Genomic DNA, 23,788 nt, shown 5'->3' with positions numbered 1-23,788 from the left:
AGAAGCTAGGCACGCTGTCGATGACCGACCCATCGCCCACCTATGAGGCGACTAAGGCCGGGTCAGCCGACGTCGCCGTACCGCTGGCGCAGGTGCTCCGCGTAGCCGCCGGGGGTCCGGCCGGCGAAACGCCCGCTCGTCACCACGGGCAGGTCGACGGTGGCGTCCACCCGGAAGCCGAGCGCCCGCGCCCGGGCCACCAGCCGCGCGTCCTCGTGCTCGGGCACGGCGTCGAACCCGCCGAGGCTGACGTACGCCGCGGCGAGCACGCCGAGGTTCGCGCCGTGCACGTGGCCGAGGGCGGCACCGGGCGGGTGCGCCCGCGTCCAGCGGTCGAGCACCGCGGGCGCCAGGTCGTCCGGGTCGGGGACGACGGCGCCGACGAGTACGTGCGCACCAGCGGCGAGGGCGTCGGCCTGCTGGACGAGCCACCGCTCGTGCACGCGCGAATCGGCGTCGGTGTGGGCGAGCCACCGGGCAGCCGGGTCGCCGGCGTGCACACGGAGCGCGTGCGTCGCCCCGATGGTCCGTGCCCGACCGACCCCGACACGGTCCGTGGTCAGGACGTCGACCGCGTACCGATCGACCACCGAAGCGGTGCCGTCCGTGCAGCCGTCGAGCACCACCGTGACGGCGGCGTCGAATCCGGGTCGCTCCGCGGCGAGCCGGTCGACGGCCACCAGGAGCGCGTCGAGGCACGCGGCGATCCGGTCCGCCTCGTCGTGCGCGGGGACGACGACGTCGATGCGTGCACGCGGTTCCGGTCGGGTCACCGGATGATCCCCTCGGCCCGGGCCACCGAGGTGACCGCCGGGCCGGGCAGGACGCTCAGGACGAAGTCCTCCTCCACGTGTCGGAGCAGGGCGGGACGCGGCCACCGTTCGGTCAGCCGTGCGTCCACCGCGTCGCCGCTCGACACGGCCTCGTCGTCGGGGTGCCGCCAGTGGCAGGCCACGAGCACGCCGTCGTCGTCGAGTGACCCGAGCACCCGGTCGACCGTCGCGTCGAGGTCGGCTGGTGACAGGTAGTACCCGACCTCGGACATCACCACCAGGTCCCAGCGCCCGTCCGGCCACTCCGCCGGCAGGGCAGCCTGCACGAACCGAGCGGTCGGGGCGCGGCGGGCGGCACGCTCCAGCGGCGCCGCCGAGATGTCGGTGCCGAGCACGTCGTCCGCGCGGTCGGCCAGGGCAGCTGTCAGGACCCCGGTGGCGCAGCCGAGCTCGAGCGCCGACCGGTAGCGCGGGCGGGGGAGCGCCGCCAGCGTCACGGCCCGCTTGCGCTGCTCGTACCAGGACCCGTCGAAGTCCCACCCCTCGGGCTTCCGGTCGTAGTGGGCGTCGAACGACTCGCGCGACCGCGACGCGGCGGACTCCGGTGCGAAGAACCACTCCGTCGTCCGCAGGTGGTGGGCGGCGTGCCGGTCGTCGACGATCGCCTCGTCTCCGGGTGCGTCCGACAGGGGCCGGGTCTGCGACGGGTAGGCGTCGAGGGCGGAACGCTTCCGGGCGACGAGGTCGTCGGGCAGCGACAGCGCCCGGACGTCGGCCCACGGGGCGACGGAGTGGTCCGGGTCGTCCCAGTGCCAGGCCCAGATCGGGTACGCGAGCAGCTCGACGTCGGGAGCGCTCGCCGCGGCGGCCTGGGAGACCTCGCCGGCGATGCGGTGGTCGCGGTGCCCGTCCCCACGCCACGGCGCGACGAGCAGCACGGGGCGGGCGGCATCGGCGAGCACGGTGTCCAGGCTCTCGACGACACGGTCTCGGTGTTCACGGGTCGCGCCGTCCGGGATCCCCACCGAGGTCGACGTCACGTCGGGGTGCAGGGTGCGCAGGGCCGCCACGAACTCCGCGTCACGGGCGGCGGCGAGTGCCTCCGGGGTCGTCGTGGGGGAGTCCGGGTGGGAGCGCTCGCCGCGGGTGAGCAGCAGCACGTGCACGGGGACGCCGGCCGCTGCAGCTGCCCCGATCAGCCCACCGGCGCCGAGGGTCTCGTCGTCGGGGTGGGGCGCGACGACCACCACCGACCCGGTGCCGGACAGGTCGATCGCCGGTGCGTCGAGGCCGTCGAGGAACCCCGTCCACGCCGCCGGGTCGGTGCCCGGCTCGCGGTGGTCGAAGCTCACCACGCGACGCCGCCCCGCTCGAGCACCATCCGGCCGATGCGGGCGAGGTCCCGCGCGCCGTGGTCCTGCAGGACGTAGAGCTCGAGGTCGGCGACCCGCGCGGCGACGGTGGGGTCGGCGGTCAGCGGAGCCGGGCCGATCGTGGCGACCACCCGCTCGCGCACGGCGTCGACCGAACGGCGTACCCGCGACCGGACGGTCTGGGCGAGCAGCCGCCAGTCGGTGTCGTCGGAGGCCGGGTCGGAGTCGTCGATCCGGGCGGCGGCGTCGGCGAGGGCGTCCTCGGCGTCGGCGAGGTCGGCCACGGTGGCGCCGAGGGCGGCCTGCAGCAGCTCGGACTCCGGGTGTGCGGCCGCGGTGTCACGGAGCACCCGGGCGAGCCCGACCGCACCGCCCCACCAGCAGGCCGCGACGCCGATGCCGCCCCAGGCGAAGCCCGGGCGTCGCAGGTACCAGCCGGGTGCGCCGACGGGTCGTGCCCGGACGCCGTCGAAGTCGACCGGTCCGCTCGGCACGTCCGGCATGCCGCGTGCGGCCCAGGCCTCGTCGTGCGCGGTGACCCCGGGCTGTCGCAGGTCCACGGCGACGAGGACCCGCTCGTCGCCCAGGTGCGCGGTGACCAGGGCGTGCGAGAGCGTCGAGGCGAGCGAGCACCACGGCTTCGTGCCGCGCAGCAGGACCGTGCCGTCGTGCTGTGGTGCGGCGTCGAGTCGGAGGCCCGGCCCCTCGGCCGCGAAGACGCCCCAGGTCGAGCCGTCCGGGGCGTCGACCCCGGCCTGCGCGAGGATCCCGAGCGCGTCCAGGTGCGGCTCGACGGTGCGGGCGGTGGCGACGTCCGCCGCGGCGACCGCGGCGAGCGTGCCGAAGAACCCGCCGGCCGCACCGGCGGACAGGGGTGGGGTGGTGGCGGCGACCGCCCGCGCGACCGCGAGGCGGTCCGTCGGTGGCGATCCGGGCCTCCCGGTCGTCCGTTCGATCCGCGCGGTGTCCAGGTGCCGGGCCGACGGGGGCCAGGCTGCAGATCGCAACATGCTCCCAACGTACGGAGCGGCAGACGTGGACGTGTCCTCGATCCACAGAACGCACTGGGCCGCGCCACAGACGACTCATAGGAACTTCTCGATACTCGAAGACGTGACCATCTCCCAGCCCGCAGCAGCCCCGCGCCTCACGCGTGCCGACGGAACCCCGTTGCGCATCCTGGTCGTCGACGACGAAGCCAGCCTCACCGACCTGTTGTCCATGGCGCTCCGCTACGAGGGCTGGGACGTCAAGAGCGCGAACGGCGGGCAGGACGCCCTGACGACCGCGCGGGAGTTCAAGCCCGACGCGATGGTGCTCGACGTGATGATGCCGGACCTCGACGGGCTGCAGGTGCTGAGCCGGCTGCGGCAGAACAACGACGACACCCCGGTGCTGTTCCTCACCGCGAAGGACTCCGTCGAGGACCGCGTGACCGGGCTCACCGCGGGCGGCGACGACTACGTCACCAAGCCGTTCTCCCTCGAGGAGGTCGTGGCGCGGTTGCGTGGGCTCATCCGCCGCTCGCAGATCTCGATCTCCGAGGCCGGCGACTCCCGCATCGTCGTCGGCGACCTGGTGCTCGACGAGGAGTCGTACGAGGTGCACCGCGCCGGCCGGCCGATCGAACTGACCGCCACCGAGTTCGAGCTGCTCCGGTTCCTGATGCGCAACCCCCGCCGCGTGCTCTCGAAGGCGCAGATCCTGGACCGCGTGTGGTCGTACGACTTCGGCGGCAAGTCGTCGGTCGTCGAGATCTACATCTCCTACCTGCGCAAGAAGATCGACGCCGGTGAGACCCCGATGATCCACACGGTGCGCGGCGTCGGGTACGTCATCAAGCCGACCTCGTGACCCTGCGGCGCCGGCTCGTCCTGAGCATCGTCGCCCTCGTGGTCGCCGTCAGCGCGGTGATCGGGGCGGCCAGCATCATCGCGCTCTTCTCGATCCAGACCAGCGCGATCGACAAGCAGATCACGAGCGCCACCCACCGGGCGCAGCGGTACCTGCAGCAGAACCAGTCGGGGCAGCCGAGCATCGACCTGTCCCGGCCGTCCGGGCAAGCTGCCGGCACCCTGACGGCGTACTTCGTCGACGGGCAGGTCGTCATCGCGAACGTGCTCGACGACTACGGCCGCCCGAGCGGGGTCCCGCAGACGAGCGCCGAGGCACTGGGGTCCGTCCGCGTGGACGCCGACCCGGAGACGATCGACCTCGGCTCGGACGTCGGACGCTACCGTCTGGCCGCCGTCAACGTCGGCCCGGCCGTCCTGGTCGTGGGGCTCCCGATGGCCCCCGTCTACGACAGCGTCTGGAAGCTGTTCGCCGGGGTCCTCTCCGTCCTGGCAGCCGCACTGGTCGCCGGTTCGATCGTCGCGGCGTTCGTGGTCCGGCAGTCGCTCCGGCCGCTCGAGCGCGTCGCCGAGACCGCGTCCACCGTCGCGCGCATGCCCCTCGACCGCAGTGACGCCCTCGACGGCGTCCGCGTGCCCGACACCGACCCCCGCACCGAGGTCGGCCGGGTCGGCAGCGCGTTCAACCGCATGCTGGGGCACATCGGCAGTGCGATGCAGGCGCGGGAGCGCTCGGAACAGAAGGTGCGGCAGTTCGTCGCCGACGCCTCGCACGAGCTCCGGACCCCGCTCGCCTCGGTGCGCGGGTACGCCGAACTCACCCGGCGCATGGGCGGCGACCTGCCGAAGGACGTCGTCTACGCGATGAGCCGCATCGAGTCCGAGTCCATCCGCATGACCTCGATGGTGGAGGACCTGCTGCTCCTCGCCCGGCTCGACGAAGGCCGCGAGATCCAGTTCGCCGAGGTCGACCTGACCGGACTGGTGCTCGACGCCGTGAACGACGCCCACGCCGCCTCGCCCGAACACCCCATCGAGGTCGACGTCCCGCCGGAGCCGGTCACCATCACGGGCGACGCCGCACGCCTGCACCAGGTCATCGTCAACCTCGTCACGAACGCCCGGACCCACACGCCCGAGGGCACCCGCATCACGGTGGGCCTCGCCCCGGTCGACGGCGGCGTTGACCTGACCGTGCGCGACACCGGCCAGGGGATCGACCCGGAGTTCCTGCCGAAGCTGTTCGAGCGCTTTGCCCGGGCGGACAGTTCGCGGTCCCGCACGGTCGGGTCGACCGGCCTGGGGCTCGCCATCGTGGACGCGGTCGTGCAGGCGCACGGCGGCCGGGTCGACGTCACGAGCGAGCCGGGGGACACCATGTTCACGGTGCACCTGCCCCGCGACCCGGCTTCGGCTGCCGCCGGGGCCGGGGCCGGGGCTGTCGCGTCGTCGTCGGCTGACCCTGCCGGGTCCGCGGACTGGTCGGCGACACCCGCTGCGGTGGACCGGACCCGCTGACGGTCGGGAGGCGCGGGGCGGGCCCGCACCGCGCCTCCCGGCCGCTGTTTGGTGACGCCCACGGCGTCTGGTACAGTTCTCGAAGCCAAAGACCGCCGGATGTCGTGCTGCTCGCAACGTGTTTGTGAACATCGTGACCGAAGGTCCTCACTCGTGAGGCATCCCGCGCAGGTGTTCCGAACCACTCCCACCATCTGGTGAGAGCAGCTCCGAGCCTCTGCGCCGGAGCTTTTTTCGTTCGTGGACCTGGGGCTGCCGGCAAGACCCCCAAGGAGAACCATGGCGAACAAGGAAGCTGCGGTCGCCGAGCTCACGGAGTCCTTCCGTAGCTCGAACGCCGTTCTGCTCACCGAGTACCGCGGTCTCACGGTCGCGCAGCTCAAGGAGCTCCGCAACTCGATCCGTGAGCACGCCACGTACGCCGTGGTGAAGAACACGCTGACCAAGATCGCGGCGAACAACGCCGGCATCTCGTCGTTCGACGACGAGCTCGCCGGTCCGTCCGCTCTCGCCTTCGTCCACGGTGACACCGTCGCCGTCGCGAAGTCGCTGCGTGCATTCGCCAAGGCGAACCCCGAGCTCGTGGTGAAGGGTGGTTACTTCGACGGTAACCCGCTCACCGCGACCGAGGTGGACAAGCTCGCCGACCTCGAGTCCCGTGAAGTGCTGCTCGGCAAGCTCGCCGGCGCACTCAAGGCCTCGCTGTTCGGTGCTGCGTACCTGTTCCAGGCACCCCTCTCGCAGGCCGTCCGCACCGTGGACGCCCTTCGCGAGAAGCAGGAGTCCGCGGCCTGATCAGGCTCGCGTTCATCAACCACACGTACTAGCTAGTAGTAGGAGAAAATCATGGCGAAGCTTTCGCAGGACGAGCTCATCGAGGCCTTCAAGGAGCTCACGCTCATCGAGCTCTCGGACTTCGTGAAGAAGTTCGAAGAGGTCTTCGAGGTCACCGCGGCCGCCCCGGTCGCCGCTGCCGCCCCCGCCGGCGCAGCTGCTCCGGCCGAGGCCGCTGAGGAGAAGACCGAGTTCGACGTCATCCTCAAGTCCGCTGGTGACAAGAAGATCCAGGTCATCAAGGAGGTCCGTGGCCTGACGTCGCTCGGCCTCGGTGAGGCCAAGGCGCTCGTCGAGACCGCCGACGCCAAGATCCTCGAGGGTGCGAACAAGGAGACCGCCGACAAGGCGAAGGCGACCCTCGAGGCCGCTGGCGCCACGATCGAGCTCGCGTAGTCTCGACCGTTCCGGTCACGAAGGCCGCTGCCCCTCGGGGCGGCGGCCTTCGTCGTGTGCGGGGGGGGTGCGGCGCTGGCGGCGGCGCGCGGCGACGTTTCGCGCTGACCGACACTTCACGCGCGCACCAGTCCGTGAAGTGTCTGCCAGCGCGTGAGCTCGTACAGCTCAGATGAGGACGCCATGCGAACGGAAGAGCGCAACGAGGCGGTCGGGCTCGATGAGGTGCCACCACGTCACACGGATGACGGCCCGCACTGCCGGGAGCGCGCGGAGCCGATCCTCACGACGTTTCTCCGCCCAGAGGACGTCCGCGGGATCGCGCCCCTGCAGCATCGACGGGTCGACGTACTTCTGCCGGCCGTCGAACTCGACGACGACGCCGAGCGACGGGAACCAGAAGTCGACGCGGTCGACCGTGCCGTCAAGGTGCCGGAACTCGACCTGCGGCTCACACGAAGGGAGCCCGACCTGCACGAACCGGATCGCAGCGAACGATTCGCCGACGGACTCGTGCCGTGCATCGAGCGCCGAGAGGACCATCTCGGCGTGCACTGAGCCGCGTGCAGGACGGACGGGGACCACGCCGCGGAGGTCGTCCAGCGCCAGCACCCCCTGACGGATGCCAGCATCGACGGCCACGGCGGCGACGTGGGGCGACCCTGTCGTGATGAGCGCCGTCGCGGTGTCCAGGGGAGCCGTGACCGGTACGCCGTCGAAGGCCGTGGTAGCGGTCCGCGGCGTCGGACCGCTCGGATGTCGGACGAGACCGGCTCGGTGCTGGATGACCGGGACAGCCGGGTCGATCACGTGGACCCGATCGGGTGCGTCCCCGACCAGTGGCCAGCCGTGGATCAGCGCAGCGGTGACGTGGGAGAACACCGAGCCACGACGCAGCCGTGGCGCGATCGCCCGTGCACGGGCGAGGTGCTGGCCGACGGAGCTCAGCGCGTCCCACTCCTCGGTCCCGATGTACACGCCCGCGAGCAGGCGGACCATCGCCCCAGAGGCGTGCCGACGTTGCAGGAGTCGCGCGTTGGTCGGGTCCTGTGCCGTGGCACGGAGCAGGTGCGGACGGTGGGTGCTCTCGTTCATGCCGTGATGTTCGTCGTCGTCCGCCGCCGACGGTGTCGCGACGGGACATCTGTGGACGACGTGGTCTCGACGTGGCAGCTGTGGACGAGGAACCGCGTCGCGAGTACACGCGCTCAGCGACAGTTCACGGGGGACGGCGCGCGTGAAGTGTCGGTGAGCGCGCGAGGTCGGCGCGGGGGCGGCGCGCGCGTCAGCGCAGGGTGCTGTGGCGGCGGCCGTAGGCCAGGTAGAGCAGGGCGCCGGCGACCATCCAGATGCCGAAGGCGATCCAGGTGGTGGCGCCGAGGAACACCGCGAGCAGCACGCAGCTCAGGGTGCCGAGGATCGGCACGACGGGGAACAGCGGCACCCGGTACGAGCGCTCCAGGTCGGGTTGCGAACGGCGGAGCACGATGACGGACACGTTCACCAGGGCGAAGGCGACGAGGGTGCCGATGCTCGTGGCGTCAGCGAGTTCCCCGAGGGGCACGAGCGCGGCGACGATCGTCACGGCGATGCCGATGATGAGCGTGTTCGCGATCGGGGTACCGGTTCGGCGGGAGACCCGGCCGAAGACCTTCGGCACCAGGCCGTCGCGGGACATCGTGAGCAGGATGCGTGTCTGGCCGTACAGGACGGTGAGCACGACGCTGGCGATGGCGACGACCGCGCCGATCGAGAACACGAGGGCGACGAGCGGCTGCCCCGTGACGTCGACGACGATGCGGACGAGCGACGCCTCGGACGACGAGAACGCGGTCCACGAGCGGGCACCGATGGCAGCGACCGCGACGAGGATGTACAGCGCGGTGATGAGTGCGATGGAGCCGATGATCGCCCGGGGCAGGTCGCGGCGGGGGTTCTTCGCCTCTTCACCGGCGGTCGAGGCGGCGTCGAAGCCGATGTACGAGAAGAACAACCGTGACGCGGCGGCGGTGACCCCGGCGGCACCCATCGGGGCGAGCGGTTCGAAGTTCTGCGCCCGGAACGCCGTGAACGCCACGACGACGAAGAAGACCAGCAGAGCGATCTTCACGATCACCATGACCGTGTTCACCCAGGCGCTCTCGCGGGCACCGGGCAGCAGCACGGCGGTGGCGAGCAGGACCAGGACCGCCGCGGGCAGGTTGACCACGCCGCCGTCGACCGGGGGAGCGGAGAGTGCGGTGGGCAGGTGCAGCCCGAACACGCGCAGGGTCTCGTCGACGTACTCGCTGGCACCCACGGCGACCGCGGCCACCGAGACGGCGTACTCGAGCACGAGGCACCAGCCGCAGATCCAGGCGATGCCCTCGCCCATCGTGGCGTAGGTGTACGAGTAGCTGGACCCCGAGGTCGGGACGGCGCCCGCCATCTCGGCGTACGACAGCGCGGACAGCAGCGCGGCGATCCCCGCGACGACGAACGAGATCCAGACGGCGGGACCGGCGAGCGGGACCGCGGTGCCGAGGACGACCAGGATGCCGGTGCCGAGCGTGGCCCCGACGCTGATCATCGTCAGCTGCCAGACCCCGAGCGACCGACGGAGCGGTTCACCGTTCACACCGCGTGAGGCTTCGGCCTGCAGCTGCTCGATCGGCTTGCGGCGGGCGAGCTGCGCCCCCAGGGACGTGGGACGTGACGGCGCGGACGACATGGGACCTCGGTGGTGCGGGGACGGGGACGGCACATGCTCGCACGCCCCCTGAACGGGGTCAAATACTGCGGTGCTGTGGACAGGGCGGTCGATGTCCGAGCGCGGGGCTACGGTGGCTCCATGAGCATGGGACACGGCGGGCGAGGCGGCGGCCCGCGCGGGGGTGGGCGCATCTCGAGCGGCGACTTCCGCGCGCAGAAGGCCGCCAACGCCGAGGCGCCGAGGATCCCGCACCTGGTCCGGCGCATCGCCGCGCTGTTCGAGCCGCACCGTCGGGCGATCATGCTCACGGTCGTCCTCGTGCTGGTCGGTGCGGCCATCTCGGTCGTGCCGCCACTGCTCACCCAGCAGGCGTTCGACCGTGGGCTGTTCCCGCCGTCGGGTCGCCCGGACGTCCCGGTGCTGGTCGAGCTCGTGTCCGCGATGGTCCTGCTCTGGATCGCGAGCGCCGGGGTCGGCGTCTGGCAGACGTACCTGACCGCGACGGTCGGCAACAAGGTCATGGGTGCGATGCGGATGCGCCTGTTCGCGCACCTGCAGCGGATGGAGCTCGCGTTCTTCACCCGCACCAAGACCGGCGTCATCCAGTCGCGCCTGCAGAACGACGTCGGTGGCGTGGCGAGTGTGCTGAACAACACGATCTCGTCGGTGCTCGGCAACACCGTGACCGTGATCGCCGCCGTGGTCGCGATGCTCCTGCTGAGCTGGCAGATGACGCTGGTCGCAGTGGTCCTGCTGCCGCTCCTCGTGATCGCGCAGCGCCGCGTCGGCCAGGTCCGGGCCCGCATCGCCGCGCAGACGCAGGAGTCGCTGTCCGACATGACGGCCATCACGCAAGAGGCGCTGAGCGTCTCGGGCATCCTGCTGGCGAAGAGCTTCAACCAGCAGGCCAGTGAGACCCGCCGCTACGGGGACGAGAACCGCAACCAGATCACCCTGCAGGTGCGCCAGCAGATGTCCGGGCAGTGGTTCTTCGCGATCGTGCAGATCTTCCTGTCGATCATCCCGGCGATCATCTACGTCGTCGCCGCGTACCTGATCATCGGCGACGTCCCGATCACGGCCGGCACGATCGTCGCGTTCACGACGGTGCAGTCCCGGCTGCTGTTCCCGACGGTCGGGCTGCTGCGCGTGGTCCTCGACCTGCAGACCTCCGGTGCGCTCTTCGCCCGCATCTTCGAGTACTTCGACCTCAAGCCGGCCATCACGGACTCGCCGACCGCCCGGCCCGTGGACGAGTCGAAGGTCGGCCACGTCGCCTTCGACGACGTCGTCTTCACCTACCCCGACGGCGAAGCGGACAAGCCGACCCTGCGCGGGGTGTCGTTCGAGCTCCGCCCCGGGCAGTTCGCGGCCTTCGTCGGCCCCTCCGGCGCGGGCAAGACGACGGTGTCCTACCTGGTGCCCCGGCTGTACGAGGCGACCGAGGGATCGGTGCGGTTCGCCGGGCAGGACGTCCGCGACCTGGTGCACGAGGACCTGATGCGGCACGTCGGCATCGTCAGCCAGGAGACGTACCTGTTCCACGCCACGATCGGCGAGAACCTGCGGTACGCCAAGCCCGACGCCACCGACGACGAGCTCGAGCGTGCGGCTCGTGCGGCGAACATCCACGACACGATCGCGTCGTTCCCGGACGGCTACGACACCGTCGTGGGGGAGCGCGGCTACCGCCTGTCCGGTGGCGAGAAGCAGCGCATCGCCATCGCGCGGGTCATGCTGAAGGACCCGCCGGTGCTCGTCCTCGACGAGGCCACCAGTGCACTCGACTCCATCTCGGAACACGTCGTGCAGACGGCGCTCGACACGGCGGCGGCCGGCCGGACCACCATCTCGATCGCGCACCGGCTGTCGACGGTCCGCGACGCCGACGTCATCTTCGTCCTGGACCACGGGCAGATCGTCGAGCAGGGCACGCACGACGAACTCCTCGCCCTCGACGGCACGTACGCCCAGCTGCACCGGCAGCAGAACACGTCGGCGGACGTCGTCCGGCCCTGACCGGTCGTGGTCGCGACCGGGCGCCGGACAGGAGGCCCGTGGCGGCGTCCGCACGGGCCTCCCCTCCGGCGCGCAGCGCGACCAGGGCACGTCGCCCGCCGCGGGATCACGGTGCGTTGTCCGCGCACGACACATCCCAGCGGGACGCGGGGACCGCGTCCTAGACTCGACGCCGTGCGTTACGCGAACTCCGTCGTCGACCTCGTCGGCGACACCCCGCTCGTCAAGCTCAACCGGGTGACCGAGGGGGTGCGGGCGACCATCCTGGTGAAGGTCGAGTACCTGAACCCCGGTGGGTCGTCCAAGGACCGCATCGCCACCCGGATCATCGACGCGGCCGAGGCCTCCGGTGACCTGCGCCCCGGCGGCACCATCGTCGAACCGACCTCCGGCAACACCGGCGTCGGTCTGGCGCTGGTCGCACAGCAGCGCGGCTACCGGTGCGTCTTCGTGCTGCCCGACAAGGTCGGCGAGGACAAGCGCAACGTGCTGACGGCGTACGGCGCCGAGATCGTCGTGACCCCGACCGCGGTCGCGCCGGAGCACCCCGAGTCCTACTACTCGGTGTCGGATCGGCTCGTGCAGGAGATCCCCGGCGCCTACAAGCCGAACCAGTACGCGAACCCGAACGGTCCCCGCAGCCACTACGAGACCACCGGTCCGGAGATCTGGCGCGACACCGAGGGGCAGATCACCCACTTCGTCGCGGGCGTCGGCACCGGCGGCACGATCTCGGGCACCGGACGGTACCTGAAGGAGGCGTCCGACGGCGGCGTCCGCATCGTCGGGGCCGACCCCGAGGGCTCCGTGTACTCCGGCGGTACCGGTCGCCCGTACCTGGTCGAGGGTGTCGGCGAGGACTTCTGGCCGAGCGCGTACGACGCCGGCGTGCCGGACGAGATCATCGCCGTGTCGGACGCCGACTCCTTCGCGATGACCCGGCGCCTGGCGCGCGAAGAAGGACTGCTCGTCGGCGGTTCGAGCGGCATGGCCGTCGTCGCGGCGCTCCGCGCGGCCCGTGACCTGACCGAGGACGACGTCGTCGTCGTGCTGCTGCCGGACGGCGGCCGCGGCTACCTCGGCAAGATCTTCAACGACCGGTGGATGCGCTCCTACGGCTTCGCCGAGACCGACGACGAGCGCACCGTCGGCTCGCTCATCGCCGGCAAGGACGGCCGCCTGCCCGACCTCGTGCACGCGCACCCGGCGGACACCGTGCGCGACGTCGTCGACATCATGACCAAGTACGGCGTCTCGCAGATGCCCGTGCTCAGCGCGGAGCCGCCCGTCGTCATCGGCGAGGTCGTCGGCGCCGTCGAGGAGAAGGCGCTGCTCGAGCAGGTCTTCACCGGCACCGCGAAGATGTCGGACGCGCTCACCGGCTTCGTCGGGGACCCGCTGCCACTCATCGGCGTCGGCGAGTCGGTCTCCGCGGCGCGTCGTGCGCTCGAGTCGGCCGACGCGCTCCTCGTCGTCGCGGACGGCAAGCCCGTCACCGTGCTGACCCGGCACGACCTCCTCACCTACCTCTCCGAGTAAGGAACCACCGAGCATGACCGAGTTCAGCACCCGGGCCGTCCACGCCGGCCAGGAGCCCGACGAGACCACCGGCGCCGTCATCCCGCCGATCCACCTGACGTCGACGTACGTGCAGGACGGCGTCGGCGGCATGCGCAACGGCTACGAGTACTCGCGCGCCGGCAACCCGACGCGTGACTCGCTGCAGGTGCTCCTCGCCGACCTCGACGGCGGCGTCGCTGCGTCGTCGTTCGCGTCCGGGCTCGCCGCCGAGGACGCCCTGCTCCGTGCCGCGCTGGTCCCCGGTGGCCGCGTCGTGATGGGCAACGACGTGTACGGCGGCACCCACCGCCTGGTGAGCCGGCTGCACGTGCCGTGGGGCGTTGAGCTCGTCGTCGTCGACATGAGCGACCTCGACCAGGTCCGTGCAGCCCTGCAGGGCGCACCGGCCACCACCGTGCTGTGGGTCGAGACGCCGACGAACCCGCTCATGAAGATCGCCGACATCGCCGCGCTCGCGACCCTCGGGCACGAGTCGGGCGCCCTGGTGGTCGTCGACAACACGTTCGCGTCGCCGTACCTGCAGCAGCCGCTGTCGCTCGGCGCCGACGTCGTCGTGTACTCGACCACGAAGTACCTCGGCGGACACTCCGACGTCGTCGGCGGAGCCGTCGTGCTGGCGGACGAGGAGCTCGCGGCGAAGGTCCAGTTCCTGCAGTTCGGCGCGGGCGCGATCTCGTCGCCGTTCGACGCCTACCTGACCACCCGCGGCATCAAGACGCTCGCGGTGCGGATGGAGCGGCACTCGCGGAACGCGCAGGCCGTCGCCGAGGCGCTCGTCGTCGCGCCCGGCGTCGAGCGCGTCTACTACCCGGGCCTGCCCGACCACCCGGGGCACGACGTCGCCGCCCGCCAGATGCGCGGCTTCGGCGGGATGCTCTCGGTCGCGCTTTCCGGCGGCGCCGAGGCGGCGAAGCGGTTCGCGGAGTCGACGGAGCTGTTCGCCCTGGCCGAGTCGCTCGGTGGCGTGGAGTCGCTCATCGGGTACCCGAGCGAGATGACCCATGCATCGGTGAAGGGCACCGAGCTGGCCGTGCCGGAGAACGTGGTCCGCCTGTCGGTGGGCATCGAGGACGCCGGCGACCTGGTGGCGGACCTGGAGCAGGCGCTGGCGCGCTGAAGCGGGCACAGCTGCCGCGCTGACGCGGGCCCTGCTGACGCGGGACTCGGGACTCTGGGCGCGGGACGCGGGACGCCGGACACGGGACGCGCCACCGTGCCGTCGGCGCGCGCCCCTACGATGTCGTGGGTGAGCACAACGGCGTCGCGGACCAGCCTGCTGAGCGGGCCGTACGCCCTCGCGACGATCGGCATGGTCGCGATCGTCGGCGTCGCGGCGTTCCAGAACCTGGCGATGACGACGATCATGCCGGTGATCAGCCGCGACCTCGACGGCGAGACCCTGTACGCCCTCGCCTTCGCCGCCCCGCTCGCCGCCGGGGTGCCCGGCATGGTCCTCGCCGGCAACTGGGCAGACCGCGCTGGCGGACGGATCGTGGCCTGGGTGTCGGCGGTGTTCTTCGCCGTGGGGACCGCCGTGGTGATGCTCGCGCCGACCATGGAGGTGTTCCTGGCGGGGCGCCTCATCGAGGGGTTCGGCGCCGGGGCCATCGACGTGGTGCTGTACGTACTGGTCGCCCGGATCTTCCCCGCCGAGCTGCACGGACCGGTGTTCGCCGGGTTCGCCGCGGCCTGGGTCGTCCCCGCGCTGATCGGTCCCGCGCTGGCCGGCATCGTCACCGACACCTGGAACTGGCACTGGGTGTTCGCCGGCGCCCTGGTGATCGCGCTGGCCGCGTTCGTCCTGCTCGTGCCGACCCTCGGCCGGTTGCACGCCCCGGCCGCGTCGCTCCGCCCGCCGTGGCAGCGGGTCCGGATCGGGTGGTCGGTGGCCGCGGCCGTGTCGATCCTGCTGCTCAACGTCGCGCCCGACCTGACCCCGTGGGGCATGGTCGCGGCCGTCGTCATCGGGCTGGTGGGCACTTGGTTCGCCCTGCGGCCGCTGCTGCCCACCGGGACGTTCCGGGCCGCGGCCGGGCTGCCGTCGGTCGTGCTGCTGCGCGGGCTCGTCGCCGCGTCGTTCTTCGGGAGCGAGGCGTACGTGCCGTTCCTGCTGCAGGCCGAACACGGGTTGTCGCCGTCGGCCGCCGGGCTCGCCCTGACGGTGGCGGCACTCAGCTGGGCCGCGTCGAGCTGGGCGCACGGCCGTCTGGGGGAGCGGCGGCTCACTGCCCGGCGCACCTTCGGGGTGGGGCTCACGCTGGTGCTCGTCAGCCTGGTGACCGCGCTCGCGGTCGCGACGTTCGACCTGTCGTGGTGGGTGCTGGTCGCCGGCTGGTTCGTCGGCGGTGCGGGCATGGGCGCGATCTACCCGCGCGCCTCGATGCTGACGCTGCGGTTCTCCGGCGAGGGCGACGACGGGTTCGCGAGCTCGGCCCTGACGATCGCTGATGCCGCGGGCAGCGTGATCGGCCTGGCGGTGACCGGCCTGCTCTTCACCGCGACCGGTGGAGCCGACGGCACCGTGTCGTTCCCCCTGGTGTTCGCGGCGATGATCGGGTTCGCCGCACTGGCGATCGCGGCCGTCCGACGGCTCGGCCCCGTGCCCGCGCCTGCGACGACGGTGTCGGCAGGCCCGGGCGGATCCGTCCCGTCGCGGACTCCGTCGTCGCACGGCCCGACCGCCGGGTAGCGTGGCAGACCGGACCGAAGAGGAGACCACCGTGCTGCGCATCGTCGCCGTGACCGTCGCCCTGGCGGCGGCCCTGACCCTGGCCGGGTGCCAGGGCACGACGTCGGCTGCCCCCACACCCGTGCAGAGCACCGACCTGACGAGCTCCGACGGCGGCTTCGACCAGCAGGCCGTGATCGGTGTCGTCCTTGTGCACGACGACGCCGCCCTCGCCGACCGGCTCCGCGCCGACCTGACCGACGCCGGGTTCCGGCCGGACGTCCGGGTCGCTCCGGCGTCGGGGGCAGCGGCGTCCCAGCGGACCGCGGTCGCCCAGCTCGTGCGGAAGGGCGCCAAGGCCCTGCTCGTGCACGCCGCCCGGCCGTCCGCACTGACCGGCGTGATCCAGACCGCCCACGACGCCGGGGTCGTCGTGGTGTCCCTCGGTGATCCGCTGCCCGCGACCGGCACCGGTGGCGACGGGGTGTCCGCCGACTACCGCGTGCCGTCGGAGGGCGACGACGCCGACACCGCGGCGACGGCGGTCGACGTCGTGCAGTCCCTGCAGCGTGGCGAGAAGCCGGAGACCGACCCGACGGACGGCGACACGACGGACGCCGAGTAGAGCGGTCCGCTCAACTCCACCACGCCGGGAACGACAGCGTGATCGTCTCGACCAGCGCTTTCCGCGACCGTCGGGGCCCGGCGAGCCAGGCCTCGATCGCCCCGACGAAGCCCTGCGCCACGAACCCCGCGGCGACGTCGTCGAGCAGGTCGGGCCGGTGTGCGGGGTCGAGCTCGCGGATGTGCAGGGCGCTCGACTCCGTGAAGTGCTCGACGAGCAGCCGGTGCAGCGACGCGTCGTTCGGGTCCGGCAGCGCCTTGCCGTAGATGTCGCGGTGCGTCGTCACGTGCTCGACGACGGCGTTGATGCCGCGCCGGGTGATGGCCGCGAGCTCGTCGGCTCCGGCGCCCCGGTCGGCGGCGGCTCGGCGCTCGTCGGCGTCGTCCTGCCGGATGCGGTCGAGTTCCGGCGTCAGGACGTCGGCGAGCAGCGACCCGGGGGAGACGGCGTGCGAGTAGAACGTGGCCCGGTTGATGCCGGCGGCACGCGTGACGTCGGCGACGGTGATCTCCGAGACCGGTCGGTCCGCGGCGAGTCGCAGGATCGCCTCGCGCAGCGCTGCAGTGGTGTGCAGGATCCGGGCATCCACCATGACGCCCACCCCCTTCTGATCCGCTTCACCCGGAAGGCCCCCGAGCAACCCGACGCTACCGCATGGTCCGCGCCGGGCCGAGGGGCAGCACCAGCCGCTTCACGCGGGCGGCCCGCACCGGCGGCGCCGAGCACGCACCGGCGACCGTAGGATGGTTCCGCGGACGAATCGATTCGATCGACCCGCGATCACCCCCCCCGCCCCTCATCGTCGAAGGACTCCTGTCTCGTGACCGCGCCCGCCACCACCGGTTCGCTCCGGGTCGTCCTGCACCCGGGAGACTCGCTCTCCCGCGGGCAGCGACTCGTCTACGTCTTCGTCCTGGGCGCCCTCACGGCGCTCGGTCCGTTCACGATCGACCTGTACCTGCCGGCGTTCCCGGCGATCAAGGACCAGTTCAGCGTCACCGACGGCGCGGTCCAGCTGACGCTCACCGCGACGACGCTCGGCTTCGCCATCGGGCAACTCCTGGTCGGCCCGTGGAGTGACAAGGTGGGCCGCCGACTGCCGCTGATCATCGCGACGACGGTGCACATCGCCGCGTCGATCGGTGCCGCGACCGCGCCGGACATCGAGCTGCTCGCGGTGTTCCGCGTGCTGCAGGGCATGGGCGCCGCAGCCGGTGGTGTCGTCGCGATGGCGACGGTGCGTGACCTGTTCGGCGGCAAGCCGCTGGTGCGCATGTTGTCCCGCCTGGCGATGGTGAACGGCCTCGCACCGATCCTCGCGCCGCTCATCGGTTCGCAGATGCTGCAGTTCACCAGCTGGCGCGGCATCTTCGTCTTCCTCGCCTGCTACGGCCTGGCGGTGGTCATCGCCTCGATCCTGCTCATCGTCGAGACCCTGCCCCCGGCCCGCCGGCACGAGGCCGGGCACTCCACCATCGGCCAGCGCTACAAGGCGCTGTTCTCCGACCGGATCTTCGTCGGCGTCGCGCTCATCGGCGCCATGGTGTTCAGCGGACTGTTCTCGTACCTCAGCGCGTCGCCGTTCCTGTTCCAGCAGGTCTACGGGCTCGACGCGCAGCAGTACGGGCTGCTCTTCGCCGTCAACTCCGTCGGGGTCGTCCTCGGCGTGCAGATCTCGTCGCGGCTCGCCCAGCGGGTCGGTCCGCAGTGGATCCTGGCGTGCTCGACCGCGACCCTGTTGCTGGCGTCGATCGCGATCATCGTCCTCGACCAGCTCGGGGCCGGTCTGGTCGGCGTGCTCGTCCCGCTGTGGTTCTTCATCGCCGCGTGCGGGTTCTCGTTCCCGCTCGTGCAGGTCATCGGTCTCGCCGCCCACGGGAAAGAGGCCGGGACCGCCGCCTCGGTGCTCGGCGCCCTGAACTTCGGCGTCGCCGGGCTCATCTCGCCGGTGGTCGGCTGGCTCGGCATCACGACGGCCACCCCGATGGCGATGGTGATGGCGTCGACCGCCGCCGTCGCGATCCTGATGCTCTGGTTCGTGGTCCGCCCGCGGACGGTCCCCGCGCTGACGCACTGACGACCCGGGCCGCCGCGGGCTCCGGTCCCTAGGCTGTGCCCATGAGCGACGCGACGGAGCGGGCACGGGCGGCTGCCGAGGCAGCGAGGCAGGCTGCGGACGAGGCACGTCGGCTCGCCGACGAAGCGGCGCGGCGAGCCGAGGAGCTCGCCGCCGCACTGGCGGCTGAGGAGCAGGCGGTCCTCACCGCGGACGCGGAACCCGCGGTCGTCGGGTCCCCGCCACCCACCGGCCTGGAGGCGCGGCTCGCGCCCGACGCGGAGCCCGCCCCTGCAGCCGCACCGGCTCCCACCACCCCTGCCGCGGCGGTCGAGGTGACCGCCCCGGATCCGGGGGCGACGGCGGCGACCGGCACCGTGCCTCCCGTCCGTGCCGGAGCCGGCCCGCTCGGACCGGACGCGGTCGCGGCGATCCGTGACGGCTACGCCGTCGACGGCGGCGCGATCGAACTCGGCGCCCTGGTCAACGGCGCAGCGGTGCCCGACGTGCAGGTCCGGATCCCGCTCGCGATGCTGAACCGGCACGGACTGGTGGCCGGGGCGACCGGCACCGGCAAGACCCGCACGCTGCAGGTGCTCGCCGAGCAGATCGCGGCGAACGGGGTGCCGGTGTTCGCCGCCGACATCAAGGGAGACCTGTCGGGTCTGGCCGTCGCGGGGCAGGCGAACGACAAGCTGCTCGACCGCACCGCGGGCATCGGCCAGCAGTGGCAGGGGGTCGCGAGCCAGGCCGAGCTGTTCTCGCTGGGCGGGCAGGGCACCGGCGTGCCGATCCGCGCCACCGTCTCCGGGTTCGGGCCGCTGCTGCTGTCGAAGGTGCTCGGCCTGAACGACACGCAGGAGTCCTCGCTCGGTCTGGTGTTCCACTACGCCACGCAGCAGGGCCTGGCGCTGGTGGACCTCGACGACCTGCGGAGCGTGCTGACGTTCCTGGTGAGCGAGCAGGGCAAGGGCGAACTCGCCGAGCTCGGGGGCCTGTCGAAGCAGACCGCCGGGGTGATCCTGCGGGAGCTCGTCACCTTCGCCGACCAGGGTGCCGACCAGTTCTTCGGCGAGCCCGAGATCGACACGCAGGTGTTCCTGCGGACGGCGGCGGACGGGCGGGGGATCGTCAGCCTGCTCGAGGTGCCCGGTGTGCAGGACCGGCCGGAGGTCTTCTCGACGTTCCTGATGTGGTTGCTGGCCGACCTGTTCAACGAGCTGCCAGAGGTCGGCGACCAGGAGAAGCCGAAGCTCGTGTTCTTCCTGGACGAGGCGCACCTGTTGTTCAGCGGGGCGTCGAAGGACTTCACCGAGCAGATCGTGCGGACCGTGCGGCTCATCCGGTCGAAGGGCGTCGGGGTCTTCTTCGTGACGCAGACCCCGAAGGACGTGCCGAACGACGTGCTGGCGCAGCTCGGGTCGCGCATCCAGCACCAGCTCCGCGCCCACACCCCGGACGACGCGAAGGCGCTCCGGGCGACGGTGTCGACCTACCCGACGAGCGACTACGACCTGGGCGAGGTGCTCACGTCGCTCGCGACCGGCGAGGCCATCGTCACGGTGATGAACGAGCGGGGCGCGCCGACCCCCGTCGCGTGGACCCGGCTGCGTGCACCCCAGGGGTCGATGGACCCGATGCCGGCCGACGAGATGGCCGCGCGGGTGCAGGCCTCACCGCTCCTGGCGACCTACGGCACCCGCGTCGATCCGGACTCGGCCCGGGAGGTGCTCGCGCGCCGGATGGAGGCGGCGGCCGCTGCGGCCGACGCCGCCGCTGCAGCCGACGCGGCGGATGCTGCCGCGGCGGACGCGTCGGTGGATGCGCAGCGAGAGTACGAGCGGCAGCAGCGGGAGTTCGAGCGGGCCGAGCGAGCGTCGGAGGCGCGGCGTTCCGGTCGGTCCGGCGGCTCCGGTCGGTCGGGCGGGACGCAGCGGTCCGGGACGCGGCGGTCCGGGACGCGGCGAACCGCGGCGGACCCGCTGTCGGACCTGCTCGGCTCCGGGCTGGGCGGGACCATCGCGAAGGAAGTGGTGCGCGGAATCTTCTCGACGCTGCGGCGTCGGCGCTGACGGGTCCGCCGGTGGGTCAGCGCGCGTCGAGGCCGGCGAACTCGACGGCGAGCAGCCCGCCGACGACCAGCACGACGAGGCCGCCGACGAGCAGGAACGCCGACCGCTGCTCGTACCAGGCGCGGCTCGTCGGGTAGCGCTTCGCGAAGGTGCGGGCGGAGACCGGTCGAGCATCCTCGACGACCTGCACGCCGAGCGCGTCGACGACCCGGTCGAGCCCGTCGTCGCCCCACACGTCGGCTCGGAGCCGGAAGAGGTGCGTGCCGGTCCGGTCGAAGGCGACGAGTTCCCGGACGGTCCGGTCCACCGACGAGCCGAAGGTCGTGGCGAGCACCAGGCTGTGCACGCGCTCGCGGGGGATCCGCCGGTGCGCCGTGAGGACCCCGCGGATCGTCAGGCCGTCGTCGTCGATCCCGATGAACGCGGTGTGCAGTCGGACGAACACGATGCCGACGGCCGCGGCCATCGCGACGACGATCCCGGCGAACACGGCCCACGTGCGGAACGGGAACGAGACCCAGACCAGGGCGACGGCGAGCGGCACGGCCGAGAAGGCGATGCTCAGCGCGGTGGAACGGACGAGGGACCGACGCGGACGGAGGACCGTGTCGAAGACGGCGGGCCGCACGGGCACTGCGGGCACGGTGGTGTCCCCCATGGCGCGTCTCCTCGTCCCCTCGGGTGTTCCGGGCACGCTGACCAGCACGCCCTCCGAGCGACGCCCCTGCCGCTCGATGCACCGCGGTCGGCTCGTCCCGGAGCCGTTCGCTCGGCCAGCATAGGCGACCGACGGGTACCGGGGACAGCCCGTTCCACCCCTGGTCAGCGTTTCCCGGCCAACCGAGGGGGAACAGGGCACGCGCTCGTCCGCAGGGTGGGGGACCACGGCGCCTTCATGAGCACAACGAGCCTTCATGAGCACAACGACGAAGGACCCGCACCGATCGGTGCGGGTCCTTCGTGGTGGTTCTGTGTTGCTCGCTGCGGAGAATGGGGGATTCGAACCCCCGAGGGCTTGCACCCAACACGCTTTCCAAGCGTGCGCCATAGGCCACTAGGCGAATTCTCCTGACACCGTCTCGCGACGGCGACACCCAATGGTACAGGTTCTGCGCGGTGCTCACGACCGCGTGTCGTCGGCGCCGGTGCTCCCAGATGTCGTGACATGTCCGGCGACTACCCTGGGCGTCGTGTCGACCCGCATCTACATCACGTCAGCAGAAGGGCACACGGGCAAGAGCACCGTCGCCCTCGGTGTCCTCGAGACCCTCGCCCGGTCCGTCGGCCGCGTCGGCGTGTTCCGGCCCGTCGCCAGATCGGTCGTCGAACCCGACTACGTACTCGAGCTGCTGCTGCAGCACACGGCCGTCGGCATCTCGTACGACGACGCGGTCGGGGTCACCTACGACGACGTGCACGCCGACCCCGAGGCGGCCCTCGGCACCATCGTCACCCGGTTCGCCCAGGTCGAGCGGCAGTGCGACGCCGTCGTGGTGCTCGGATCCGACTACACCGACGTGGGCAGCCCCACCGAGCTGTCCTTCAACGCGAAGGTCGCCGCGAACCTCGGCGCTCCGGTGCTCCTCGTGCTGGGTGGCCGCGACGCCGCCGAACGTGCGGCCCGCACCCCCGAGGGCATGGCGCAGGTGGCGGACGTCACGACCAGCGAGCTGCGGGCGGCACACGCGCAGCTGTTCGGCGTCGTGGTGAACCGTGCCGACCGGGACGCCCTCGCCGCCATCGTGACGAGCGTCGAGCAGGCCGTGCACGACGACCACCCCGACGTGCCGGTGTGGGCGATCCCCGAGGACCGCGTGCTCGTCGCCCCGACGGTCCGCGCCCTGCTGCAGGCCACCGGCGCCACCCTGGTCCGCGGTGACGATGCCCTGCTCGACCGCGAGGCCCTCGGTACCGTCGTCGCGGGCATGAGCATGGAGAACGTGCTGCCCCGGCTGATCGAGGGCGGCATCGTCGTCGTCCCCGGTGACCGGAGCGACGTCCTCATCGCCACGCTGCTCGCCAACCAGTCCGAGACGTTCCCGAGCCTGGCCGGCGTCATCCTGAACGGCGGGTTCGAGATCGCCCCGCAGGTGTCGCGGCTGCTCGAGGGCCTGTCGAGCTCGCTGCCGATCGCGCAGAACGACCTCGGCACGTACGACACCGCCCTCCGGATCACCCAGACCCGTGGCCGCCTGGCCGCCGACTCGCCCCGGAAGGCCGACCTCGCGCTCGCCCTGTTCGAGCAGCACGTCGACGCCGAGGCCCTGCGCGACCGCCTGCAGCTCGCTCCGTCCGGGGTCGTCACCCCGCTCATGTTCGAGCACGGCCTGCTCGACCGGGCGCGCAGCTACGGCAAGCGCATCGTCCTGCCAGAGGGCGAGGACGACCGCATCCTCCGTGCCGCCTCCACCCTGCTGCAGCGTCAGGTCTGCGAGCTCACGATCCTCGGCGACCCCGCCGCGATCCGCACGCGGGCGACCGAGCTCGGCCTCGACCTCGAGGCCGCGCAGCTCGTCTCGCCGTTCGACCCCGAGCTGCGTGAGCGCTTCGCCGAGGAGTACACCCGGCTCCGCGCCCACAAGGGGATGTCGATCGAGCTCGCCCGCGACACCGTCACCGACGTCTCGTACTTCGGCACGATGATGGTGCAGCTCGGGCTCGCCGACGGCATGGTCTCCGGCGCGAAGCACACCACAGCCCACACCATCCGGCCGTCGTTCGAGATCATCAAGACCCGTCCGGACACCTCGATCGTGTCGAGCGTGTTCCTGATGGCGCTCGCCGACCGCGTGCTCGTCTACGGTGACTGCGCGGTGATCCCGGACCCGACGAGCGAGCAGCTCGCCGACATCGCGATCTCGTCCGCCGAGACCGCGACCCAGTTCGGCATCGACCCCCGCGTCGCGATGCTCAGCTACTCCACCGGCGACAGCGGCTCCGGCGCCGACGTCGACAAGGTGCGCGCCGGCACCGCGTTCGTGCGGGAACGCCGACCCGACCTGCTCGTCGAGGGCCCGATCCAGTACGACGCCGCAGCCGACCCCACGGTCGCGTCGACCAAGATGCCGGACTCCCCGGTCGCGGGGCGGGCGACGGTGTTCATCTTCCCGGACCTCAACACCGGCAACAACACGTACAAGGCCGTGCAGCGCTCGGCCGGCGCCGTGGCGATCGGCCCGGTCCTGCAGGGCCTGCGCAAGCCGATCAACGACCTGTCGCGGGGTGCCCTGGTGGGCGACATCGTGAACACCGTCGCGATCACCGCGATCCAGGCCGGCACCGCGACCGACGCGGCCTGACCGCCCGACCCGCACCGCGCCTCCAGGCC

The 23,788-nt window shown here is 72.0% G+C and carries 19 protein-coding genes and 1 tRNA gene; 12 read left to right on the top strand and 8 right to left on the bottom strand.

Features of this window, described 5'->3' with window-relative positions; genetic code table 11:
* Positions 1-62 precede the first annotated feature (62 nt).
* The 3 genes from DEJ02_RS03270 to DEJ02_RS03260 are packed head-to-tail and all read right to left on the bottom strand — an operon-like array spanning position 63 to position 3,156.
* A complete protein-coding gene (locus DEJ02_RS03270; RefSeq protein ID WP_181440262.1) occupies positions 63-773 on the bottom strand; it encodes a glycosyltransferase family 2 protein in 711 nt (236 codons plus the stop codon).
* Positions 770-2,125, bottom strand: coding sequence for a bifunctional PIG-L family deacetylase/class I SAM-dependent methyltransferase (locus DEJ02_RS03265; RefSeq protein ID WP_258378651.1), 1,356 nt, complete (start codon positions 2,123-2,125; stop codon positions 770-772). The genes DEJ02_RS03270 and DEJ02_RS03265 overlap by 4 nt, the downstream gene beginning before the upstream one ends.
* Entirely contained in the window at positions 2,122-3,156 is a 1,035-nt protein-coding gene (locus DEJ02_RS03260; RefSeq protein WP_111031984.1) for an acyl-CoA/acyl-ACP dehydrogenase, read from the bottom strand. Before DEJ02_RS03260 ends, DEJ02_RS03265 begins: the two co-directional genes overlap by 4 nt.
* 103 nt (positions 3,157-3,259) lie before the next feature.
* Here DEJ02_RS03260 and DEJ02_RS03255 point away from each other — a divergent pair, with 103 nt between their 5' ends.
* The 4 genes from DEJ02_RS03255 (at position 3,260) to rplL (ending at position 6,747) form a co-directional block, all read left to right on the top strand.
* Entirely contained in the window at positions 3,260-4,000 is a 741-nt protein-coding gene (locus DEJ02_RS03255; protein ID WP_017888661.1) for a response regulator transcription factor, read from the top strand.
* Entirely contained in the window at positions 3,997-5,517 is a 1,521-nt protein-coding gene (locus DEJ02_RS03250) for a cell wall metabolism sensor histidine kinase WalK (RefSeq protein ID WP_111031983.1), read from the top strand. The genes DEJ02_RS03255 and DEJ02_RS03250 overlap by 4 nt, the downstream gene beginning before the upstream one ends.
* A 279-nt stretch (positions 5,518-5,796) precedes the next feature.
* Positions 5,797-6,312, top strand: coding sequence for a 50S ribosomal protein L10 (gene rplJ, locus DEJ02_RS03245; RefSeq protein ID WP_017888663.1), 516 nt, complete (start codon positions 5,797-5,799; stop codon positions 6,310-6,312).
* A gap of 51 nt (positions 6,313-6,363) precedes the next feature.
* A complete protein-coding gene (gene rplL / locus DEJ02_RS03240) occupies positions 6,364-6,747 on the top strand; it encodes a 50S ribosomal protein L7/L12 (RefSeq protein ID WP_027466380.1) in 384 nt (127 codons plus the stop codon).
* A gap of 168 nt (positions 6,748-6,915) precedes the next feature.
* Here the strand turns inward: rplL and DEJ02_RS03235 are convergent, their stop codons facing one another.
* Positions 6,916-7,842, bottom strand: a complete 927-nt coding sequence (locus tag DEJ02_RS03235) for a hypothetical protein (protein WP_111031982.1) — start codon at positions 7,840-7,842, stop codon at positions 6,916-6,918.
* Between the two features lie 190 nt (positions 7,843-8,032).
* A complete protein-coding gene (locus DEJ02_RS03230; protein WP_111031981.1) occupies positions 8,033-9,457 on the bottom strand; it encodes an amino acid permease in 1,425 nt (474 codons plus the stop codon).
* A 126-nt stretch (positions 9,458-9,583) separates the two neighbouring features.
* Between DEJ02_RS03230 and DEJ02_RS03225 the strand changes: the two genes are divergently transcribed.
* From DEJ02_RS03225 to DEJ02_RS03205, 5 genes are all read left to right on the top strand, one after another.
* A complete protein-coding gene (locus DEJ02_RS03225; RefSeq protein WP_111031980.1) occupies positions 9,584-11,458 on the top strand; it encodes an ABC transporter ATP-binding protein in 1,875 nt (624 codons plus the stop codon).
* 174 nt (positions 11,459-11,632) lie between these two features.
* Positions 11,633-12,997 (top strand): cystathionine beta-synthase, encoded by a 1,365-nt coding sequence (locus DEJ02_RS03220; RefSeq protein ID WP_110863383.1) that lies wholly within the window; start codon positions 11,633-11,635, stop codon positions 12,995-12,997.
* A gap of 13 nt (positions 12,998-13,010) precedes the next feature.
* Positions 13,011-14,156 carry a cystathionine gamma-synthase gene (locus DEJ02_RS03215; RefSeq protein ID WP_056070707.1) on the top strand — a complete coding sequence of 382 codons (1,146 nt, stop codon included), beginning with the start codon at positions 13,011-13,013 and terminating at the stop codon, positions 14,154-14,156.
* Positions 14,157-14,285: 129 nt separating this feature from the next.
* Positions 14,286-15,728, top strand: coding sequence for an MFS transporter (locus tag DEJ02_RS03210; protein ID WP_128781006.1), 1,443 nt, complete (start codon positions 14,286-14,288; stop codon positions 15,726-15,728).
* Between the two features lies 1 nt (position 15,729).
* A complete protein-coding gene (locus DEJ02_RS03205) occupies positions 15,730-16,332 on the top strand; it encodes a substrate-binding domain-containing protein (RefSeq protein ID WP_111031978.1) in 603 nt (200 codons plus the stop codon).
* Between the two features lie 10 nt (positions 16,333-16,342).
* Here the strand turns inward: DEJ02_RS03205 and DEJ02_RS03200 are convergent, their stop codons facing one another.
* Complete coding sequence (locus DEJ02_RS03200; protein WP_146249211.1) at positions 16,343-16,924, bottom strand: TetR/AcrR family transcriptional regulator; 582 nt, start codon at positions 16,922-16,924, stop codon at positions 16,343-16,345.
* A 228-nt stretch (positions 16,925-17,152) separates the two neighbouring features.
* Here DEJ02_RS03200 and DEJ02_RS03195 point away from each other — a divergent pair, with 228 nt between their 5' ends.
* Both DEJ02_RS03195 and DEJ02_RS03190 read left to right on the top strand, forming a co-directional pair.
* The gene (locus DEJ02_RS03195; protein WP_111031976.1) at positions 17,153-18,409 is read left to right on the top strand and encodes a multidrug effflux MFS transporter; all 1,257 of its coding nucleotides are present in this window, start codon (positions 17,153-17,155) and stop codon (positions 18,407-18,409) included.
* Positions 18,410-18,450: 41 nt separating this feature from the next.
* Positions 18,451-20,460: a helicase HerA-like domain-containing protein gene (locus DEJ02_RS03190; protein WP_111031975.1), complete on the top strand. Its 2,010-nt coding sequence runs from the start codon at positions 18,451-18,453 to the stop codon at positions 20,458-20,460.
* 16 nt (positions 20,461-20,476) lie between these two features.
* Here the strand turns inward: DEJ02_RS03190 and DEJ02_RS03185 are convergent, their stop codons facing one another.
* Positions 20,477-21,118: a hypothetical protein gene (locus DEJ02_RS03185; RefSeq protein ID WP_111031974.1), complete on the bottom strand. Its 642-nt coding sequence runs from the start codon at positions 21,116-21,118 to the stop codon at positions 20,477-20,479.
* A 326-nt stretch (positions 21,119-21,444) separates the two neighbouring features.
* Positions 21,445-21,529: transfer RNA gene (locus tag DEJ02_RS03180), tRNA-Ser, on the bottom strand.
* A gap of 121 nt (positions 21,530-21,650) precedes the next feature.
* Here DEJ02_RS03180 and pta point away from each other — a divergent pair.
* The gene (gene pta / locus DEJ02_RS03175) at positions 21,651-23,759 is read left to right on the top strand and encodes a phosphate acetyltransferase (RefSeq protein WP_111031973.1); all 2,109 of its coding nucleotides are present in this window, start codon (positions 21,651-21,653) and stop codon (positions 23,757-23,759) included.
* Positions 23,760-23,788 lie beyond the last annotated feature (29 nt).

The organism is Curtobacterium sp. MCLR17_042, assembly GCF_003234695.1.
GTDB lineage: Bacteria > Actinomycetota > Actinomycetes > Actinomycetales > Microbacteriaceae > Curtobacterium > Curtobacterium flaccumfaciens.
The sequence above is the reverse complement of the archived record's forward strand: the minus strand, read 5'-3'. Positions and strand labels throughout refer to the sequence as shown.

Coding starts and splice junctions, on each gene's coding strand:
- rplJ (WP_017888663.1), top strand. CDS start 5,797: ATGGCGAACAAGGAAGCTGCGGTCGCCGAGCTCACGGAGTCCTTCCGT.
- DEJ02_RS03200 (WP_146249211.1), bottom strand. CDS start 16,924: ATGGTGGATGCCCGGATCCTGCACACCACTGCAGCGCTGCGCGAGGCG.
- DEJ02_RS03225 (WP_111031980.1), top strand. CDS start 9,584: ATGGGACACGGCGGGCGAGGCGGCGGCCCGCGCGGGGGTGGGCGCATC.
- DEJ02_RS03230 (WP_111031981.1), bottom strand. CDS start 9,457: ATGTCGTCCGCGCCGTCACGTCCCACGTCCCTGGGGGCGCAGCTCGCC.
- DEJ02_RS03185 (WP_111031974.1), bottom strand. CDS start 21,118: ATGGGGGACACCACCGTGCCCGCAGTGCCCGTGCGGCCCGCCGTCTTC.
- rplL (WP_027466380.1), top strand. CDS start 6,364: ATGGCGAAGCTTTCGCAGGACGAGCTCATCGAGGCCTTCAAGGAGCTC.
- DEJ02_RS03215 (WP_056070707.1), top strand. CDS start 13,011: ATGACCGAGTTCAGCACCCGGGCCGTCCACGCCGGCCAGGAGCCCGAC.
- DEJ02_RS03190 (WP_111031975.1), top strand. CDS start 18,451: ATGAGCGACGCGACGGAGCGGGCACGGGCGGCTGCCGAGGCAGCGAGG.
- DEJ02_RS03235 (WP_111031982.1), bottom strand. CDS start 7,842: ATGAACGAGAGCACCCACCGTCCGCACCTGCTCCGTGCCACGGCACAG.
- DEJ02_RS03260 (WP_111031984.1), bottom strand. CDS start 3,156: ATGTTGCGATCTGCAGCCTGGCCCCCGTCGGCCCGGCACCTGGACACC.